This window comes from Streptomyces sp. NPDC037271 (assembly GCF_055603605.1).
Map to the genome: position 1 here is coordinate 21,199 of NZ_JBVJVN010000016.1, position 18,141 is coordinate 39,339.

An 18,141-nucleotide genomic window follows, 5' to 3' on the forward strand; every position below is an offset into this window, starting at 1 on the left:
GTCGGGACGAAACACCCCCCCCCCCCCCCCATCCCCCCCCCCCCCCCCACCACCCCCCCCCCCCCCCCCCCCCCCCCCCCCCCCCCCCCCCGTGCGCGGGACCGGTGACTGCCCGGAGACCGGGCCGTGGGACCGTGCGAAACGGACGGCATCCGCTCGCCGCCGGTGAGCGGGGCGGTGGGACCCGCACGGACCTGACCGGCTCACACGAGAGCGAGCGTGGGAGCAGCCGCGCCCGGGCCGTCGGCGACCGCCGGACAGGCCCCGGTGTCAGCGCAGTCCCGTGGACCGCGTCAGCGCCGCCTGGACCAGCCGGTCCACCAGCTCCGGGTAGCCGACGCCGCTCGCCTGCCACATCTGCGGGTACATGGAGATCGGCGTGAAGCCGGGCATGGTGTTGATCTCGTTGATCACGAACTCTCCGTCCTCGGTGAGGAAGAAGTCCGCGCGCACCAGCCCCTCGCAGGAGGCCGCGTCGAATGCCGCCACGGCGAGCCGCTGGACCTCGGCGGTCTCCTCGGACGTGAGCGGGGCGGGCACGACGCCGGGGGTGGAGTCGATGTACTTGGCCTCGAAGTCGTAGTACGCGTGCTCCGAGGGCGGCGGGATCTCGGCGGGAAGGGAGGCCCGGGGGCCGTCCTCGAACTCCAGCACCCCGCACTCGATCTCCCGGCCGCGCAGCGTGGCCTCCACGAGGATCTTCGGGTCGTGGCGCCGGGCCTCCTCGATCGCCTCGTCGAGTCCGGAGAGGTCGTCGACCTTGGTGATGCCGATCGACGACCCCGCGCGGGCGGGCTTCACGAACAGCGGCCAGCCGTGCTCGCCGGCGAAGCCGACGATCCTCTCGCGGGCGCCGGAACGGTCCTGCTGCCACTCGCGGGGCCGGATCACCAGGTACGGGCCGACCTTCAGCCCGTAGGAGGTGAACACGGCCTTCATGTACTCCTTGTCCTGCCCGACGGCCGAGGCGAGCACGCCGGCGCCGACGTACGGCACACCGGACAGCTCCAGCAGGCCCTGGAGGGTGCCGTCCTCGCCGTACGGGCCGTGCAGCACGGGGAAGACGACGTCGACCTCGCCCAGCGCCTTGGGCACCGAACCGGGTTCGCTGTAGACGACTTCGCGGTTGCCGGGATCGACGGGCAGCACCACGCCGCCCTCGGTCGACTCGGCCAGCTCCTCGACGTCGGGCGTACGGCGTTCGGTGATCGCCATGCGTTCCGGTTCGTCGGCGGTGAGGGCCCAGCGGCCGTCGCGGGTGATGCCGATCGGCAGGACGTCGTACTTCGTCCGGTCGATGGCCGCGAGGACGGCGCCGGCCGTGACCACGGAGATCCCGTGTTCGGAGCTGCGCCCGCCGAACACGACGGCCACACGCGGTTTGCGAGGCGGCTGCTCGGGGCTCTGGGGGAGGTTCTCGGTGCTCATATCGCGTCGAGAGTACCCGCCCTCAGGGCCGCGGGGCAGCGTCCCCACAGCCGCGTGGCGCGGGCGGCGGCCTGGTTCCGTCCGAGCGTCGCTCAGCGTCGTTCCGGCTTCGCGCTGCGCGACATCAGCTCCTTGAGCGCGACCACCGGGGGCTTGCCCTCGTGCACGATGCCGACGACCGTCTCGGTGATCGGCATGTCGACACCGTGCCGCCGGGCCAGATCCAGCACCGACTCGCAGGACTTGACGCCCTCCGCGGTCTGCTTGGTGACCGCGATGGTCTCCTGAAGGGTCATGCCCTTGCCGAGGTTGGTGCCGAAGGTGTGGTTGCGGGACAGCGGCGAGGAGCAGGTCGCCACCAGGTCGCCGAGACCGGCCAGTCCGGAGAACGTCAGCGGGTCGGCGCCGAGGGCGACCCCGAGGCGCGTGGTCTCGGCGAGGCCGCGCGTGATGAGGGACCCCTTGGCGTTGTCGCCGAGGCCCATGCCGTCCGCGATGCCGACGGCCAGCCCGATCACGTTCTTGACCGCGCCGCCGAGTTCGCAGCCGATGACGTCGGTGTTGGTGTACGGGCGGAAGTACGGTGTGTGGCAGGCGGTCTGGAGCCGCTGGGCGACGGACTCGTCGGGGCAGGCGACCACGGCGGCGGCCGGCATGCGGGCGGCGATCTCCCGGGCCAGGTTGGGCCCGGTGACCACGGCGACGCGCTCGGCGCCGACCTTGGCGACGTCCTCGATCACCTCGCTCATCCGCATCGCGGAGCCGAGTTCGACGCCCTTCATCAACGACACCAGGACCGTGCCGGGCGCCAGCAGCGGCGTCCAGTCGGCGAGGTTGGCGCGCAGCGTCTGGGACGGGACCGCGAGGACGGTGAAATCGGCGTCGTGCGCGGCCTCGGCGGCGTCGGTGGTGGCCCGCAGGTTCGCGGGGAGTTCCACGCCGGGCAGGTAGTCGGGGTTGGTCCGGGTGGAGTTGACGGCGTCGGCGAGTGCGGCACGGCGCCCCCACAGGGTGACGTCGCACCCCGCGTCGGCGAGGACCGCGCCGAAGGCCGTGCCCCACGATCCGGTGCCGAAGACGGCCGCCTTGACGGGCTTGCTCACGTGCTCTGCCCTTCTGTCCGCGGTCCCTGCGTCCGTGCCCGCGTCGCGTGTGTCTGTGTCTGCGCCTGCCGCTGGGTCCGGCGCCGCTGCTCGATCCGCTCCCGGCGCGGGTCGTAGGGGGTTTCGGGCGCCTTCTCGCCGCGGATCTCCTCCAGCTGGCGGGTGACGGCGGCCATGATGACCTCGGTGGCCTCCTTCAGCACCTCCGCGGTCATCTCCTTGTCGTAGAACCGCGACAGGTCGACCGGCGGGCCCGCCAGCACACGGTGGGTCTTGCGCGGGAGGAGGCTGGGCTTCCTGGCGTACGGCGGCAGCAGTTCGTTGCAGCCCCACTGGGCGACCGGAATCACCGGGCACTTGGTCTGCAGGGCCACGCGCGCGGCACCGGTCTTGGCGGTCATCGGCCAGCCGTCCGGGTCGCGGGTGAGGGTGCCCTCCGGGTAGAAGGCGACGCACTCGCCGCGCTCCACGGCGTCGATCGCGGCACGGAAGGCGCTCAGCGCGTCCGTGCTCTCGCGGTAGACGGGGATCTGTCCGGTGCCCCGCATCGCGGCACCGACGAATCCCTTTCCGAAAAGGCCGCTCTTCGCCAGGAATCGCGGGACGCGCCCGGTGTTGTACTGGTAGTGCGCGTACGCGAAGGGATCCACGTGCGAATTGTGGTTCACGGCGGTGATAAATCCACCGTCGGCCGGAATGTTGTCCATTCCCCGCCAGTCCCGCTTGATCAGAACCACGAGCGGCGGTTTGCAGAGCACCGCGGCGAAGCGGTACCAGAAGCCGATTCTGCGGCGGGGCACGCTGACACCTTTCCTCCAGGGCCTGGGGCCGGACAAGTGTCGCCCCGGGCCGCCCGTCTGTCGAGAACACCGTACGCCCCGGAGAGTGAACCGCCAGGTCCCCCGGGTGACAATGACAGCGACGAGAGAAGGACGGAACGCTCGTGCAGTGGACCTTGGTCGTACCCGTGAAGCCCCTCGCCCGGGCCAAGAGCAGGCTGTCGGACACCGCGGACGACGGGGTGCGGCCGGGCCTCGCGCTGGCGTTCGCCCAGGACACCGTGGCAGCGGCGCTGGCCTGCCCGGCGGTGGCGGATGTGGCAGTAGTCACGGACGACGCGCGGGCCGGACGGGAGCTGGCGGCACTGGGCGCCAGGGTCGTCCCGGACGAGCCCCGCGGCGGCCTGAACGCCGCCCTGGCGCACGGAGCGGCCGCGGTACGGGCGGCACGTCCCGGAAGTCCGGTGGCCGCGCTCAACGCCGATCTCCCCGCGCTGCGGCCCGCGGAATTGGCACTCGTACTGGCGGCCGCCACACAATTCCCGCGCGCTTTTCTCGCGGACTCCGCCGGAATCGGAACGACCCTGCTGGCAGCGGCGCCGGGCCGTGAATTGTCCCCCGCTTTCGGTACGGATTCCCGGGCCCGCCACCGCAGGTCCGGCGCCGTGGAACTACGGCTCGAGGCGGTGGATTCCGTACGGCAGGACGTCGACACCGGCGCCGATCTGCGCACCGCGCTGGCGCTGGGTGTGGGACCCCGTACAGCCGCGGTGGCGGCGCGGTTGCTGATCGCCGGGCAGTAGGCTGCCGGCATGCAGGCGACCGCATACACGTACGACCCGGAAAGCCGCAGCGGGCAGGTGCTGCTCGACGACGGCACGCCCGTGCCCTTCGACGCGGCGGCGTTCGAGGCGGGGGGCCTGAGACTGCTGCGGCCCGGACAGCGGGTACGGATCGAGACCGAGGGCGGGGACACGGACCGCCGGATCACGCTGGTGACGCTCCAGACGTTCTGATCCGCGCGGCCCTCGCTCCTGTCCCGCTTGTCGCCCCCTGCCGTTCCCGTGGGTGGCCCTGTCGTTCCCCTGCGGGGCCCTGCCGGACCCCGAACAGGCCGCGGGCCGGGCTCCGAGAGGGAGTCCGGCCCGGCGCGTGAGTGCCCCTGTGCCCGTTCGCCTGCTGCTTCCGCTGCTGCTACCGCCTCCGCAGCTTCCGCTACTGCCTGTTACTTCTTGCGGGCGGGGGCCTTCTTGGCGGTGGTCTTGCGGGCGGTCGACTTCTTGGCGGGGGCCTTCTTCGCCGTCGCCTTCTTCGCGGGGGCCTTCTTGGCCGTGGTCTTCGCCGCCGTCGTGGTGGTCTTGGCCGTGGACTTCTTGGCGGGGGTCTTCTTCGCGGTCGCCGCGCCGGCGGTCTTCTTCGCGGTCGTCTTCTTCGCCGCCGCGGTCGTCTTCTTGGCCGCGCCCGTGGCCTTCTTCGCGGCGCCCGTGGCCTTCTTGGCGGCGGCCTTCTTGCCCGCGGCCTTGGAGATGGTGGGCGGCGGGCCGGACAGGCTGCCCTTGGGGGCCTTCTTGACCGCGATGTCGTTCTTCGGGAGCTTCTTCGAGCCGCTCACCAGGTCCTTGAAGCCCTGGCCCGCGCGGAAGCGCGGCACGGAGGTCTTCTTGACCCGAACCCGCTCGCCCGTCTGGGGGTTACGGGCGTAGCGAGCCGGGCGGTCGACCTTCTCGAAGGAGCCGAAGCCGGTGACCGAGACCCGGTCGCCCGAGACCACTGCACGGACGAGGGCGTCCAGGACCGCGTCGACAGCGTCGGCGGCCTGCTGGCGGCCGCCCAACTTGTCGGCAATCGCTTCTACGAGCTGCGCCTTGTTCACGTCTTCCCCTTCGGAGACATCGCCAGAACGAATGTGTTCAAGCTTTTTCGCACGTTAGGCAGATATATACCGCAAATCAAACACGAAACGGTCTAATCACCCTTGTGCCGCAACGGACTCGGGCTGTCCCGGCCTGTTCAGCCTTCCTCTTCGGGGAATCGCCCCTCGTCGAGGTCCTCGGTGAACCGCTCCAGGCGCCTTGCCGCACCGGCGAGATCGTGTTTGGCCGCGGCCGTAATGACCAGCAGCTTCCGGGTCAGCGCCATCCGTACGCCCTCCGGGACTTGCAGTGCGCGCACTCTTGTGTGCGCTTCCTTGAGCCGGGACGCGACCGCCGCATAGAGCTGGAGTTGGCCGTCGTGTTCCATGCACAGATTGTGCCATCTGGGGCGAGTTGTCGCCTGCGCAGGGGGCAACTGCCGCCCCCAACGACCTCCTGAGCACATCCGGAAGATGCGTCGCCGTGATCTTCGTACCCCGGCAACCAGGCCTCTAACGTGGGAAGTTGGATGCTCCAGCCGCGACACGCGCATGCGCCCGGCACCAGAAACGGCTGTACCCCCGATCGGCCCGATCGGGGGTACAGCCGGTGTGTTGGGTGGCCGAAACTCGACCTTGCGGCGGCCTCGGAGACCGCCCGCGAATCAGACGGGGAGGGTCTGCGGCTTGAACGACGGACGCTTCGCCTCGTACGCGGCGATGTCGGCCTCGTTCTGGAGGGTGATCGAGATGTCGTCCAGCCCGTTCAGCAGCCGCCAGCGGGAGTTCTCGTCCAGCTCGAAGGAGGCGGTGATGCCCTCCGCGCGAACCTCACGGGCCTCGAGGTCGACCGTGACCTCCGCCTGCGGGTCCTTCTCCGTGAGCTCCCACAGCGCGTCCACGACCTTCTGGTCGAGGACCACCGTGAGCAGGCCGTTCTTCAGCGAGTTGCCGCGGAAGATGTCGGCGAAGCGGGAGGAGATCACGGCCTTGAAGCCGTAGTTCTGCAGCGCCCAGACGGCGTGCTCGCGGGAGGAGCCGGTGCCGAAGTCGGGGCCGGCCACCAGGACCGTCGCACCCGCGCGCTCGGGCCGGTTGAGCACGAACTCCGGGTCCTTGCGCCAGGCCTCGAACAGCCCGTCCTCGAAGCCGTCCCGCGTCACCTTCTTGAGCCAGTGGGCGGGGATGATCTGGTCGGTGTCGACGTTGCTGCGGCGCAGCGGGACGGCCCGGCCGGTGTGGGTGGTGAATGCTTCCATGACTCTCAGACTCCAGCGGGCGTGGGGGCGTCGGCGGCGGCGAGGTCGGCCGGGGAGGCCAGGTGGCCCAGGACCGCCGTGGCGGCCGCGACCTGCGGCGACACCAGGTGGGTGCGGCCTCCCTTGCCCTGCCGCCCCTCGAAGTTGCGGTTGGACGTGGACGCGGAGCGCTCACCGGGTGCCAGCTGGTCCGGGTTCATGCCCAGGCACATCGAGCAGCCCGCGTGCCGCCACTCGGCGCCGGCCTCCTTGAAGACCTCGTCCAGGCCCTCGGAGACGGCCTGCAGACCCACCCGCGCGGATCCGGGGACGACCAGCATCCGTACGCCGTCGGCGACTTTGCGGCTCCGTACGATCTCGGCGGCGGCGCGCAGGTCCTCGATGCGGCCGTTGGTGCAGGAACCTACGAAGACGGTGTCCACCTTGATGGAGCGCAGCGGCTGCCCGGCCTCCAACCCCATGTACTCCAGGGCCTTTTCGGCGGCGAAGCGCTCCGAGGCGTCTTCGTACGAAGCGGGGTCGGGGACGGCGGCGGAAAGCGGCGCGCCCTGGCCCGGGTTGGTGCCCCAGGTGACGAACGGGGACAGTTCGGCGGCCTCGATGACGACCTCGGCGTCGAACTCGGCGTCGTCGTCGGTGCGCAGCGTCTTCCAGTACGCGACGGCGGCGTCCCAGTCGGCGCCCTCGGGGGCGTGCGAGCGGCCCTGGAGGTAGGCGAAGGTGGTCTCGTCGGGGGCGATCATGCCCGCGCGGGCGCCGGCCTCGATCGACATGTTGCAGATGGTCATCCGGGCCTCCATCGAGAGCTTCTCGATGGCCTCGCCGCGGTACTCCAGGATGTAGCCCTGGCCGCCGCCGGTGCCGATCTTCGCGATGATGGCGAGGATCAGGTCCTTGGCCGTGACGCCGTCGGGCAGTTCGCCGTTGACGGTGATCGCCATGGTCTTCGGGCGGGCCATGGGCAGCGTCTGGGTGGCCAGGACGTGCTCGACCTGGGAGGTGCCGATGCCGAACGCCAGCGCGCCGAAGGCGCCGTGCGTGGAGGTGTGCGAGTCGCCGCAGACCACGGTGGTGCCGGGCTGGGTCAGGCCCAGCTGCGGGCCGACGACGTGGACGACGCCCTGCTCGACGTCGCCCAGCGGGTGCAGCCGGACGCCGAAGTCCGCGCAGTTCTTGCGCAGCGTCTCCAGCTGGACCCGGGAGACCGGGTCCGCGATGGGCTTGTCGATGTCGAGGGTCGGGGTGTTGTGGTCCTCGGTGGCGATGGTCAGGTCGAGCCGCCGCACCGGGCGGCCGCTCTTGCGGAGGCCGTCGAAGGCCTGCGGGCTGGTCACCTCGTGCAGCAGGTGCAGATCGATGAAGAGGAGGTCGGGCTCGCCTTCGGCGCGCCGGACGACGTGGTCGTCCCAGACCTTCTCCGCGAGTGTCCTACCCATCGCTTTCCCTCCGGCCGGCGGCAGAGCGCCGACCCAACTAGAGATCTTGGGGAAGCGGTGCCCGCACCCCTGTGTTTCCGGGCAACCGCCACCAGGCCCTTTCGTCACGGGCCGTTGTGACTTCCTGCCGTCCAGAGTGGCGGGTTCCATGGAAAATTGAACTTGCGTTTCACAGAGTGAGACGGGAGTATCGTTGCATGGACAACAGTAGCGGCGTCGGCGTTCTGGACAAGGCGGCCCTCGTCCTGAGCGCTCTGGAGTCCGGTCCGGCCACCCTCGCGGGGTTGGTCGGTGCGACCGGACTGGCACGACCCACGGCCCACCGCCTGGCCGTGGCGCTGGAACACCACCGCATGGTGGCGCGGGACATGCAGGGCCGGTTCATTCTCGGTCCGCGTCTGGCCGAACTGGCCGCGGCGGCCGGCGAGGACCGGCTGCTCGCCACGGCGGGCCCGGTGCTCACCCACCTCCGTGACATCACGGGCGAGAGCGCCCAGCTCTATCGCCGCCAGGGCGACATGCGCATCTGCGTGGCCGCCGCCGAGCGTCTGTCGGGCCTGCGGGACACCGTCCCGGTCGGCTCCACGCTCACCATGAAGGCAGGCTCGTCGGCGCAGATCCTCATGGCCTGGGAGGAGCCCGAGCGCCTCCACCGGGGCCTGCAGGGCGCCCGCTTCACGGCGACGGCCCTGTCCGGCGTGCGGCGGCGCGGCTGGGCGCAGTCGATCGGTGAGCGGGAGCCGGGGGTGGCGTCCGTCTCCGCGCCCGTGCGCGGCCCCTCCAACCGCGTGGTGGCCGCCGTGTCCGTCTCCGGCCCCATCGAGCGCCTGTCGCGCCATCCGGGCCGCATGCACGCCCAGGCGATCATCGACGCCGCCGGCCGTCTCTCCGAGGCCCTGCGCCGCACGGGCTGACCGCGCCTGCCTGGATACGTGACCGGGATCGGGTCCGCCTCAACGCCGCGGCGGGCCCTTTCCGACGCCATGGCGCCGTACGGGGAGTTGGCGACGGCCAAAACGCCGGTGGCCCTCCGCCGAAGCGAAGGGCCACCGAACCTGTTGTACCCCCGACCGGATTCGAACCGGCGCTACCGCCTTGAGAGGGCGGCGTGCTAGGCCGCTACACAACGGGGGCGAGGATCTTGCAAGCGTTGCATGCTACTCCGCTGCAGACCCGAGCTGGTCTACCAGGACTCGAACCTAGACTAACTGAACCAGAATCAGTCGTGCTGCCAATTACACCATAGACCAATGTGGTTTAGACCAGTTTGTACCCCCGACCGGATTCGAACCGGCGCTACCGCCTTGAGAGGGCGGCGTGCTAGGCCGCTACACAACGGGGGCCCTAGCGATCCTGCATCGAAGACGGCGGGAGCTACCCTGACTGTCCTCGCGGGAAGGATCTGTACCCCCGACCGGATTCGAACCGGCGCTACCGCCTTGAGAGGGCGGCGTGCTAGGCCGCTACACAACGGGGGCTTTGTGGAGTGATCTCCACGGTGCAGATGAGCTCTGCGAGCTGGCCTACCTGGACTCGAACCAAGACTAACTGAACCAGAATCAGTCGTGCTGCCAATTACACCATAGGCCACTGGAACGCAAGCCCCGGAGGGGATCTTGTTCTAGCGTTGCGCTTCCGGTTCCCGGCCCTTTCGGCCCGCTCTCCGGCGGCGCAGGAAGAACATTACCCGAAGGTGGACGGGGCTCCAAAACGGGTATCGGCGCCGAGGAGCGCAGGGAGTTCGGAGAGGGAGGCGATACGGCGCCGGTCGGCGGGCGGGTCGACGGTCGCGTACACGCCACCGCGGTCGATCCACACCGACAGCAGCCCCGCGTCCGCGGCTCCGCGCCCGTCGATCTCCGGGTGGTCGCCGACGTAGGCGACCTCCCGCGGGGCGAGGCCGAGGGCGTCGCAGGCGGCCAGGAAGGCGCCGGGATCGGGCTTGGAGACGCCCAGCTCGGCGGCGCACAGGATGGCCTCGAAGCGGTCGTGCACGCCGAGGACGCGCAGCTTGCGGTCCTGGACGGTCAGGCTGGAGTTCGAGAGCACGGCGTGCCGGTGGCTGTCGGCGAGGGCGTCGAGGACGGGCAGGACGTCCGGGAAGAGGGACCAGGCGGCCTCGTAGTGCGTGACGTACCGCTGGAACCAGTCGTCGGCCTCGGTGTCCGTCAGCTCCGGCCGGCCCAGGAAGACCCGGGTGCGGTCGCGCCGCTGTGTGACGAAGTCGACCTCACCGGCCGCGAACCGGGCCCACTGCCGGTCGGTGATCTCCCGCCAGCGCACGAGGGCCTCCTCGGCCGACCCGTACCCCGCGAGGAGCCCTTCCGCCACGAGGTGGGCCCGCATGCCCTCGCGGTCGGCGGTGGTGTAGTCGAAGAGTGTGTCGTCGACGTCCCAGACAACTGCTCGGATCGGCATGGCACCCAGCCTAGGCCGCCGAAGCGGCGGGCGTGGGGATACCGGACGGGCGGCCGGACGGCTGCCGGGGGGCGGGGCCCTCGATCTGGATGAGTGTCCGCGGACTCGATGCGTATCCGCGAATCGGACAGTGCTCCGGCCTCGGTGGCCGGCCGGCTGGCCGGACGGCGGTCCACCTCGGCCGGCACGCTCCGCACGACGTCGTGTCCGGCCGTCACCGCCTCGATGCCGACGGTGAGGACTCCGGTCCGGACCGGGTCGCCGCAGGGGGAACCCGGCTTCGTGCGGCGTCTCGCCCAGGCGTGGGAACGTCAGCCGTATCCGGCCGCGGATGGCGCCCACGGCCGCGACGGTGCCCTCGTCGTCCCGGGCCTCGGGGCCGGCGACCGCAAGCCGGCGCTGCGGCTGCTCGACGACAGCCGCCCGGTCGCAGGCCGACCGGTCACCGCAGAGACGCGGGTCCCTGTCCTCACGGCGCACGCGTCCCGTCTGCCGGGACGACGGCGGAGGGGCCGGGAAGGCGTGGCCCGGGAGGCGTACGACAAGGGCGGCAGCCTCCTCGGCTGCCGCCCTTCACGCGTGCTTCGGTGCGTTACGCCGCCGCGAGCCTCGACAGGGCCGCGTCGATGCGGGTCAGCGTCTTCTCCTTGCCCAGGACCTCCAGGGACTCGAAGAGGGGCAGGCCGACCGTGCGGCCGGTGACGGCGACGCGGACGGGGGCCTGGGCCTTGCCGAGCTTGAGGCCGTGGGTCTCGCCGGCGGCCAGGACGGCCTCCTTGAGGGACTCGGGGGACGTCCAGTCGGCCGCGTCCAGCTTCTCGCGGGCGGTGCGGAGCAGGGCGTCCGAGCCCTCCTTCATGGCCTTCGTCCAGGACGCCTCGTCGAAGACCGGCTCCGGGAGGAACAGGAAGTCGACGTTGTCGGTGATCTCGGAGAGGACCTTCAGACGGGTCTGCGCGTGCGGCGCGATCGCCTGCCACTTGGCCTCGTCGAAGTCCTCCGGCGCCCAGGGGGCGACGGGGGCCTTCAGCCACGGGCGGCAGCGCTCGGTGAAGTCCTTCACCTCGAGCAGGCGGATGTGGTCGGCGTTGATCGCCTCGCACTTCTTGAGGTCGAAGCGGGCCGGGTTGGGCTGGACGTCGGTGACGTCGAAGGCCGCGACCATCTCCTCGATCGTGAAGATGTCCTGGTCGGCGGAGAGCGACCAGCCGAGCAGGGAGAGGTAGTTGAGCAGGCCCTCGGGGAGGAAGCCGCGCTCCCGGTAGAGGTTCAGGCTCGACTGGGGGTCGCGCTTGGAGAGCTTCTTGTTGCCCTCGCCCATGACGTACGGCAGGTGGCCGAAGGCGGGGATCTCCTTGGCGACGCCCAGCTCGATCAGCGCCTTGTACAGGGCGATCTGGCGCGGGGTGGAGGAGAGCAGGTCCTCGCCGCGCAGGACGTGGGTGATCTCCATCAGGGCGTCGTCGACCGGGTTGACGAGCGTGTAGAGCGGGGCGCCGTTCGCGCGGACGATGCCGTAGTCCGGGACGTTCTCGGGGAGGTACGTGATCTCGCCGCGGACCAGGTCCGTGAAGGTGATCGCCTCGTCGGGCATCCGGAAGCGGACGATGGGCTCACGGCCCTGGGCGACGTACTCCTCGACCTGCGCGTCGGTCAGGTCGCGGCAGTGGCCGTCGTAGCCGGAGGGCTTGCCGGCGGCGCGGGCGGCCTCGCGGCGGGTGTCCAGCTCGTCCTGGGAGCAGTAGCAGCGGTAGGCGTGGCCGGCGTCGAGGAGCTTGGCGGCGACGTCCTGGTAGATGTCCATGCGCTGCGACTGGCGGTACGGCGCGTGGGGGCCGCCGATCTCCGGGCCCTCGTCCCAGTCGAAGCCCAGCCAGCGCATCGAGTCCAGGAGCTGCTGGTACGACTCCTCGGAGTCGCGGGCCGCGTCGGTGTCCTCGATGCGGAAGACCAGCGTGCCCTGGTGGTGCCGGGCGAACGCCCAGTTGAACAGGGCGGTGCGGACCAGGCCCACGTGGGGGTTACCGGTGGGGGACGGACAGAAACGGACGCGTACGGGGGAGCCGGGTGCGCTAGCCACGCTTGACAACCTTGTTGGTGAGAGTGCCGATGCCTTCGATGGTGACGGCGACCTCGTCGCCGACGTTGAGGGGGCCGACGCCGGCCGGGGTGCCCGTGAGGATCACGTCACCGGGGAGCAGCGTCATCGCCTCGGAGATGTTGACGATCAGATCCTCGATGGAGTGGATCATCTCGCTGGTGCGGCCGAGCTGGCGCTGGCCGCCGTTGACCGTGAGCTGGATGGTCAGGTCGGCCGGGTCGAGGTCCGTCTCCACCCAGGGGCCCAGCGGGCAGGCCGAGTCGAAGCCCTTGGCGCGGGCCCACTGCTTCTCGCGGCGCTGCACGTCGCGGGCGGTGACGTCGTTGGCGCAGGTGTAGCCGAAGATGACGTCCTTGACGCGGTCGCGCGGGACCTCGCGGCACATGCGGCCGATGACGACGGCGAGCTCGGCCTCGTGGTGCAGTTCCTCGGAGAAGGAGGGGTACTGGATCGCGTCGCCGGGGCCGATGACCGAGGTGGACGGCTTGAAGAAGGCGAACGGGGCGTCGGGCACCTCGTTGCCGAGTTCGCGGGCGTGTTCGGCGTAGTTGCGGCCGAAGGCGACGACCTTGTTGGGGAGTACGGGCGGCAGGAGCCGCACCTTGCTCAGGGGCACCTTGGTGCCGGAGAGCTCGAAGTCCGCGAACGGGATGCCCTTGATGATGTCGAGGACGAGCTGGTCCGGCTGGTCGCCCTCGACCGCGCCGAAGGCGACGTTCCCGTCGATGGAGAACCTGGCGATGCGCACGGGTTGCTTGGCCCCTTGCTGAGCTGGCTGGAGTCTGACACTCCAGGCTAACGCGGCGGGCAGGCCGCACAGGGCGGGCGCCTCGCGCATGACGTGCCGTGACCCGCCGGGAGGCGTCGGTTCGTCGCGCGGGCGCCCGTGTGCCCGTTCGGCCGGCCGAACAGTCGGCGGCCGGGTGGCGTACTACTGTGCGGCGGAGGCCGCGGCCGGGATCTCCATCAGGATCGTGCGCCGGGGGTTGGCGGTCTGGGCGGGGAGCTCGACGGCGTGCTCCGGCTGCTCCGGCGTCTGCAGCTCGGCAGCGGCGTCGAGGTGCGCCAGCGTGGTGCGTCGCGGGTTGGCGATCTTGTGGAACATCGTCGTCGTCTTCACGGTTGTACGAAGCCCTGTCCTGTCCGGGCGCCGGAGGGCTGCAAGAACCCCTGCGAGGGCGCGGGTTGTCGGTTTTGCCTTCTCTGTAAAGCGTCAGGCTAAACATGCGATTCCCCGGCAACCGGGGCCGAGCCCATGATCTCCGTGTGAGTTTGCTCACTCATCCAGGGTCAAACCGGTCAATTCCGGCTCGCACACCACCCCGACGAAACCGACATTGCCCACCTGAAGCCCCCATTCCGCTCCTGATCATGTCGTCTGGGACACCCGTCGCACGCCGCCGACTCGCGGATGTATATCCGTTTTGCGGGTGATCACTTTCTACGTCTGGTGACCCACCCCTCACGTGCTGTCACCTGCGTCACGGGACGACCCATGGGCCTTGTTGGAGATCCTGCACTGTGCTGGAATTCCACGGACCGCTGCGGGATCGAGCCGGCGCACAGGGGGCGCACACCAGCGCCGAACGGCGGCGAGAAGGGGGACCCAGCGCCGGTCACTCACGACCACCACGGGGGCGTATTCAGGGCGCCCCTATGACGCCGACACCGTGCCCAGCCGTTCACGCGGCCGGGCGCCTGGTCCAGAGGTTGCGACGCTAGTGCAGGGACGTTTCAAGAGGGATGGCAGCGCTTCGGCGGAGCCGGAGCCGCACGGCGGGGCCGGCCCCAAGGCCGTCGGCTCCTCGCCCCAGCACGCCCAGAACCAGGGCCAGGAGCAGTCCGGCGACGGCGGGGACCGCGCCGGGCGCCCCGGCCAGGCGGCGGCCCCGTCCGCTCCCGGCCAGAAGCCGCCCGCCAAGCCGGCCAAGGGCTCGACCGGCCCCGGACCGCGAATAGCCCTGCGCAACTGGCGGATCTCCACCCGTCTGGTGTCGCTGCTCGCGCTTCCGGTGGTCGCCGCGACCTCGCTGGGCGCGATGCGCATCAACCAGTCGATGGACGACATCCAGCAGCTCGACAACATGAAGCTGCTGACCGAGATGACCAAGCAGGCCACCGAGCTGGCCGCCGCGCTCCAGGAGGAGCGCGACCAGTCCGCCGGTCCCCTCGCCCACGACTCGACGTCCGGTGCCATCGCCGTCAAGGGCGACCGGGAGAAGACCGACCGGGCCCGGAAGAACTTCCTCGACAGCTCCGAGGCGATCGACGCCGCCAGCAAGGACGGCAACCTCGTCGGCGTCCGCGACAGCCTCGTCGGCCTCGCCGGCGACCTGAACGACCTGGAGCGGATCCGGAGCAACGCCTACCAGGCCGAGGGCAACTCGACCCAGACGGTCGAGGCCTACCACCGCCTCATCACCCACCTGCTCGACCTCTCGCAGGACATGGCGGAGGCGACCAGCAACCCCGACATGATCCAGCGCACGCGCGCGCTGTCGGCCTTCTCCTCGGCCAAGGAGTACGCGTCCATCCAGCGCGCCGTCCTCGCGGCCGCCCTCCCGGCGAGCAACACCACGAAGGGCGAACTCGCGGAGAACGACCGGCTCTACGCCGAGTCCGCGCTGCAGAGCCAGAAGTCCGAGATCCGCAGCTTCACCAGCATCTACGGCGACGGGGCCGAGGAACTCCTCAAGCCGATCTCCGAGGGCAACCCGGTGATCGAGTCGTCCGACGAGTACGCCGGCCGCGCGCTCGGCAAGAAGGACGCCATCGGCGGCCTGGACAAGCGGTCCTACCAGGACTGGCTGGACGACAGCTCCACCAAGATCCAGCAGATGAAGAACATCGAGCTGAAGCTGCTGGAGGACATGGAGCAGCAGGCCCGTGAGCTGCGCAGCGAGTCCGAGCGCGAGGCGATCATCTCGGGTGTCGTGATCCTGCTGGTGCTCGGTGTCTCCCTGGTCGGCGCCTTCGTCGTGGCCCGCTCCATGATCCGCTCGCTGCGCCGCCTGGAGGACACCGCGACCAAGGTCGCCCAGGACCGCCTGCCCGAGCTGGTCAAGCAGCTCTCCGAGACCGACCCGCAGGACGTCGACACCTCGGTGGAGTCGGTCGGTGTGCACTCCCGGGACGAGATCGGCCGAGTGGCCTCCGCCTTCGACGAGGTGCACCGCGAGGCGGTCCGCCTCGCCGCCGAGCAGGCCCTGCTGCGGGGCAACGTCAACGCGATGTTCACCAACCTCTCGCGCCGCTCCCAGGGCCTGATCCAGCGCCAGCTGTCGCTGATCTCCGAACTGGAGTCCCGCGAGGCCGACCCGGACCAGCTGTCCTCGCTGTTCAAGCTCGACCACCTCGCGACGCGTATGCGCCGTAACGGTGAGAACCTCCTCGTCCTCGCCGGTGAGGAGCCCGGCCGTCGCTGGACCCGCCCGGTCCCGCTGGTCGACGTGCTCCGCGCCGCCGCCTCCGAGGTGGAGCAGTACGAGCGCATCGAGCTGTCCTCCGTGCCGACCACCGAGGTCGCCGGCCGCGTGGTCAACGACCTCGTGCACCTGCTCGCCGAGCTGCTGGAGAACGCGACCTCGTTCTCCTCCCCGCAGACCAAGGTCAAGGTCACCGGTCACGCGCTGCCGGACGGCCGCGTGCTGATCGAGATCCACGACACCGGCATCGGCCTCTCTCCGGAGGACCTGGCCGCGATCAACGAGCGGCTCGCCGCGCCGCCCACCGTGGACGTCTCCGTCTCCCGCCGCATGGGCCTGTTCGTGGTCGGCCGCCTCTCGCAGCGCCACGGCATCCGCATCCAGCTGCGTCCGTCCGACTCCGGTGGCACGACCGCGCTGGTCATGCTGCCCGTCGACGTCGCCCAGGGCGGCCGCAAGCCGCAGCCCAAGCCGGGTCAGCCGGCCGCGGGCAACGGCGGCCCGGCTGCCGCGCAGGCCGCGGCGGGTGCCGCGGCGGCCCGGCGTGGTGGTGGCCAGGGCGGCGGCGCTCTCGGCGGCGGTGCCTTCGGCGGCGGTGGCGGTGCCCTCGGCGCCGGTGCGCCCGGCGGCGGACGGCTCGGTGCCGGCCAGGGACCCCGGGCCGCGCTGCCCGGGCGCGACGCGGGCGGTCGCCCGGGTGCGCCGGGCGGCGCGCGCGGGCCCCAGTCCCCGGCGGGGCCGAACAAGCAGAACCGCCCGGCTCCGGCCGGCGCCGGTCAGGCGCCCGGTGCTCCGCAGGGCCTGCAGGCCGCGGGCATGAACGCGCCGCAGGGCCAGGACACCTCGCTCTTCGCCGGCGGACGCGGCTCCTCCGCGCCCCCGCAGCGCGGCAAGCGCCGCGGCAACGCGAACGGCGACGCCGAGCAGGGCCGTCGTCCGCAGCTGCCGCCTCGCGGTGGTCCGCGGGCCGAGCTGCCCGGCGGCAACCCGCAGCCCCGCACGCCCAGCTGGAGCGACGAGAACGCGCAGCCCCCCGTGGCGCGTGCCGCGCTGGACGCCCCGCGCGGCCACGAGGAGCCGGACAGCTCCCGTACGGACCGCACGCCGCGCCCCGACGACCGGCAGGGTCCGGGATCGACCACCGAGATGCCGGTCATCCCCCGGCCCGGTGAGTCCCAGGGCCCCGCCGCCACGGCCGAGTTCGCCCGTCCGGACTTCGACGCCCCGGCCCCTCGCCAGGACGACCCGCAGAACACGGGCCAGTTCACCCAGCCGGGCCACGACCAGTACGGCCAGGACCGGTCCGGTCAGGACCAGTACGGCCAGAGCCAGCCGGGCCACGACCAGTACGGCCAGGACCAGTCCGGTCAGAACCAGTACGGCCAGAGCCAGCCGGGCCACGACCAGTACGGCCAGAACCAGCCGGGCCAGGACCAGTACGGCCAGAACCAGCCGGGCCGGGACCAGTACGGTCAGGGCGGCGTGAGCGCCCCGCAGAACGACCAGTTCGCGCGTCCCGAGCCGGCCGCCCCGCAGCAGAACGGCGGGTCCTTCGTCCGCTCGGACGTCTTCGGCGGTCAGCCCGGTCAGGCGGCGCCGAACGGCCCGGCCGCGACCGGCCTGTTCACCGGCGCCCAGGGCTACGACAACGGCTCGACCGGGCAGCACCGTCTGCCGGACCGTCAGGACCCGGCCGTCACCGGCCAGTTCGAGCGTCCCCAGGTCAACGGTGTACAGAGCGGCAACGACTTCGGTGCCCCGCGGCCGTCGGCCCCCTCGCAGCATCCCGTCCACCAGGAGCCTGCGGGCACCAACGGCAACTCCGACGGAGCCGCCGCGCAGCAGCACGGTGACGGATGGGCGCTGCCGCCGGCCGCCGGTCCCGGTGACGGCCGTACGCCCCTGTTCGACACGCTGGAGACCAACTGGTTCCACGGCGACCGCGAGGCGAGGGCGCAGCAGGACGCGCCGGCCCCGGAACCGGAGCCGCAGGCCTCCCAGCCCCAGACCCCGGCGGCCCCCCAGCGGCCCGCCACCTCCGCCTGGCGCAGCTCGCCGAACGACGACCTCGTCCGGCAGGCGGAACGCGTCCGGCAACCGGCCGCGGGTGGGATCACCACCTCCGGCCTCCCGCGCCGGGTGCCCCGGGCCAACCTCGTCCCGGGAACGGCTCAGCAGCAGTCGCAGCAGAGCGGTCCGCAGGTGTCGCGTGCGCCCGACGAGGTGCGCGGCCGGCTGACCAATCTCCGTCGGGGAATCGCACAGGGCCGTCAGGCCGGTACCAACCAGACCGGCAGCTATCCGCGGCCCACTCACCAGCAGGAGCGTTAGTTGAGCCCG

The 18,141-nt window shown here is 71.3% G+C and carries 15 protein-coding genes and 5 tRNA genes; 4 read left to right on the forward strand and 16 right to left on the reverse strand.

The genetic code is table 11. The features are described from left to right. Positions 1 to 270: 270 nt before the first annotated feature. The 3 genes from ACZ7G3_RS24655 to ACZ7G3_RS24665 form a co-directional block, all read right to left on the reverse strand. The gene (locus ACZ7G3_RS24655; protein WP_470928276.1) at positions 271 to 1,428 is read right to left on the reverse strand and encodes a D-alanine--D-alanine ligase family protein; all 1,158 of its coding nucleotides are present in this window, start codon (positions 1,426 to 1,428) and stop codon (positions 271 to 273) included. A gap of 92 nt (positions 1,429 to 1,520) precedes the next feature. Beyond that, positions 1,521 to 2,531 carry an NAD(P)H-dependent glycerol-3-phosphate dehydrogenase gene (locus ACZ7G3_RS24660; RefSeq protein WP_470928277.1) on the reverse strand — a complete coding sequence of 337 codons (1,011 nt, stop codon included), beginning with the start codon at positions 2,529 to 2,531 and terminating at the stop codon, positions 1,521 to 1,523. Further along, positions 2,528 to 3,331 (reverse strand): lysophospholipid acyltransferase family protein, encoded by an 804-nt coding sequence (locus ACZ7G3_RS24665; RefSeq protein WP_470928278.1) that lies wholly within the window; start codon positions 3,329 to 3,331, stop codon positions 2,528 to 2,530. Before ACZ7G3_RS24665 ends, ACZ7G3_RS24660 begins: the two co-directional genes overlap by 4 nt. 143 nt (positions 3,332 to 3,474) lie before the next feature. On the opposite strand from ACZ7G3_RS24665, the gene cofC reads away from it, so the two are divergent. Next, positions 3,475 to 4,113, forward strand: a complete 639-nt coding sequence (gene cofC, locus ACZ7G3_RS24670) for a 2-phospho-L-lactate guanylyltransferase (protein ID WP_426600203.1) — start codon at positions 3,475 to 3,477, stop codon at positions 4,111 to 4,113. A 9-nt stretch (positions 4,114 to 4,122) separates the two neighbouring features. After that, positions 4,123 to 4,326, forward strand: a complete 204-nt coding sequence (locus tag ACZ7G3_RS24675) for a hypothetical protein (RefSeq protein ID WP_426600204.1) — start codon at positions 4,123 to 4,125, stop codon at positions 4,324 to 4,326. Positions 4,327 to 4,535: 209 nt separating this feature from the next. Here ACZ7G3_RS24675 and ACZ7G3_RS24680 read toward each other — a convergent pair whose 3' ends face one another. From ACZ7G3_RS24680 to leuC, 4 genes are all read right to left on the reverse strand, one after another. Next, positions 4,536 to 5,183 (reverse strand): HU family DNA-binding protein, encoded by a 648-nt coding sequence (locus tag ACZ7G3_RS24680; RefSeq protein ID WP_470928279.1) that lies wholly within the window; start codon positions 5,181 to 5,183, stop codon positions 4,536 to 4,538. Positions 5,184 to 5,320: 137 nt separating this feature from the next. Beyond that, complete coding sequence (locus ACZ7G3_RS24685) at positions 5,321 to 5,551, reverse strand: SCO5555 family protein (RefSeq protein ID WP_426600206.1); 231 nt, start codon at positions 5,549 to 5,551, stop codon at positions 5,321 to 5,323. A 276-nt stretch (positions 5,552 to 5,827) separates the two neighbouring features. Beyond that, complete coding sequence (leuD, locus tag ACZ7G3_RS24690) at positions 5,828 to 6,421, reverse strand: 3-isopropylmalate dehydratase small subunit (protein ID WP_470928280.1); 594 nt, start codon at positions 6,419 to 6,421, stop codon at positions 5,828 to 5,830. A gap of 5 nt (positions 6,422 to 6,426) precedes the next feature. Further along, a complete protein-coding gene (leuC, locus tag ACZ7G3_RS24695) occupies positions 6,427 to 7,857 on the reverse strand; it encodes a 3-isopropylmalate dehydratase large subunit (protein WP_426600208.1) in 1,431 nt (476 codons plus the stop codon). Between the two features lie 197 nt (positions 7,858 to 8,054). Between leuC and ndgR the strand changes: the two genes are divergently transcribed. Continuing rightward, on the forward strand, positions 8,055 to 8,771 hold the full coding sequence (gene ndgR, locus ACZ7G3_RS24700) for an IclR family transcriptional regulator NdgR (protein ID WP_217162275.1): 717 nt from the start codon (positions 8,055 to 8,057) through the stop codon (positions 8,769 to 8,771). Positions 8,772 to 8,918: 147 nt separating this feature from the next. Here ndgR and ACZ7G3_RS24705 read toward each other — a convergent pair. The 9 genes from ACZ7G3_RS24705 to ACZ7G3_RS24745 all read right to left on the reverse strand — a co-directional run bounded on the left by ACZ7G3_RS24705 (position 8,919) and on the right by ACZ7G3_RS24745 (position 13,496). After that, positions 8,919 to 8,991: transfer RNA gene (locus ACZ7G3_RS24705), tRNA-Glu, on the reverse strand. Positions 8,992 to 9,035: 44 nt separating this feature from the next. Beyond that, a tRNA-Gln gene (locus ACZ7G3_RS24710) sits at positions 9,036 to 9,107 on the reverse strand. A gap of 20 nt (positions 9,108 to 9,127) precedes the next feature. Continuing rightward, positions 9,128 to 9,200, reverse strand: a tRNA-Glu gene (locus ACZ7G3_RS24715). A gap of 62 nt (positions 9,201 to 9,262) precedes the next feature. Next, positions 9,263 to 9,335: transfer RNA gene (locus ACZ7G3_RS24720), tRNA-Glu, on the reverse strand. Positions 9,336 to 9,375: 40 nt separating this feature from the next. Beyond that, positions 9,376 to 9,447, reverse strand: a tRNA-Gln gene (locus ACZ7G3_RS24725). Between the two features lie 93 nt (positions 9,448 to 9,540). Beyond that, positions 9,541 to 10,275 carry an HAD family hydrolase gene (locus tag ACZ7G3_RS24730; RefSeq protein WP_426600209.1) on the reverse strand — a complete coding sequence of 245 codons (735 nt, stop codon included), beginning with the start codon at positions 10,273 to 10,275 and terminating at the stop codon, positions 9,541 to 9,543. 592 nt (positions 10,276 to 10,867) lie between these two features. Beyond that, the gene (gene gltX / locus ACZ7G3_RS24735; protein ID WP_470928281.1) at positions 10,868 to 12,355 is read right to left on the reverse strand and encodes a glutamate--tRNA ligase; all 1,488 of its coding nucleotides are present in this window, start codon (positions 12,353 to 12,355) and stop codon (positions 10,868 to 10,870) included. After that, positions 12,348 to 13,124 (reverse strand): fumarylacetoacetate hydrolase family protein, encoded by a 777-nt coding sequence (locus ACZ7G3_RS24740; RefSeq protein ID WP_426600212.1) that lies wholly within the window; start codon positions 13,122 to 13,124, stop codon positions 12,348 to 12,350. The genes gltX and ACZ7G3_RS24740 overlap by 8 nt, the downstream gene beginning before the upstream one ends. A 183-nt stretch (positions 13,125 to 13,307) precedes the next feature. Then, a complete protein-coding gene (locus ACZ7G3_RS24745) occupies positions 13,308 to 13,496 on the reverse strand; it encodes a hypothetical protein (RefSeq protein ID WP_470928350.1) in 189 nt (62 codons plus the stop codon). Between the two features lie 601 nt (positions 13,497 to 14,097). Between ACZ7G3_RS24745 and ACZ7G3_RS24750 the strand changes: the two genes are divergently transcribed. Further along, on the forward strand, positions 14,098 to 18,132 hold the full coding sequence (locus ACZ7G3_RS24750; protein WP_470928282.1) for a sensor histidine kinase: 4,035 nt from the start codon (positions 14,098 to 14,100) through the stop codon (positions 18,130 to 18,132). The last annotated feature ends 9 nt before the right edge of the window (positions 18,133 to 18,141 follow it).

What these genes read in the sequence shown, in the direction of transcription:
- ACZ7G3_RS24730 (WP_426600209.1), bottom strand. Translation starts at nt 10,275, where the DNA reads ATGCCGATCCGAGCAGTTGTCTGGGACGTCGACGACACACTCTTCGAC.
- ndgR (WP_217162275.1), top strand. Translation starts at nt 8,055, where the DNA reads ATGGACAACAGTAGCGGCGTCGGCGTTCTGGACAAGGCGGCCCTCGTC.
- ACZ7G3_RS24675 (WP_426600204.1), top strand. Translation starts at nt 4,123, where the DNA reads ATGCAGGCGACCGCATACACGTACGACCCGGAAAGCCGCAGCGGGCAG.
- leuD (WP_470928280.1), bottom strand. Translation starts at nt 6,421, where the DNA reads ATGGAAGCATTCACCACCCACACCGGCCGGGCCGTCCCGCTGCGCCGC.
- leuC (WP_426600208.1), bottom strand. Translation starts at nt 7,857, where the DNA reads ATGGGTAGGACACTCGCGGAGAAGGTCTGGGACGACCACGTCGTCCGG.
- ACZ7G3_RS24655 (WP_470928276.1), bottom strand. Translation starts at nt 1,428, where the DNA reads ATGAGCACCGAGAACCTCCCCCAGAGCCCCGAGCAGCCGCCTCGCAAA.
- ACZ7G3_RS24685 (WP_426600206.1), bottom strand. Translation starts at nt 5,551, where the DNA reads ATGGAACACGACGGCCAACTCCAGCTCTATGCGGCGGTCGCGTCCCGG.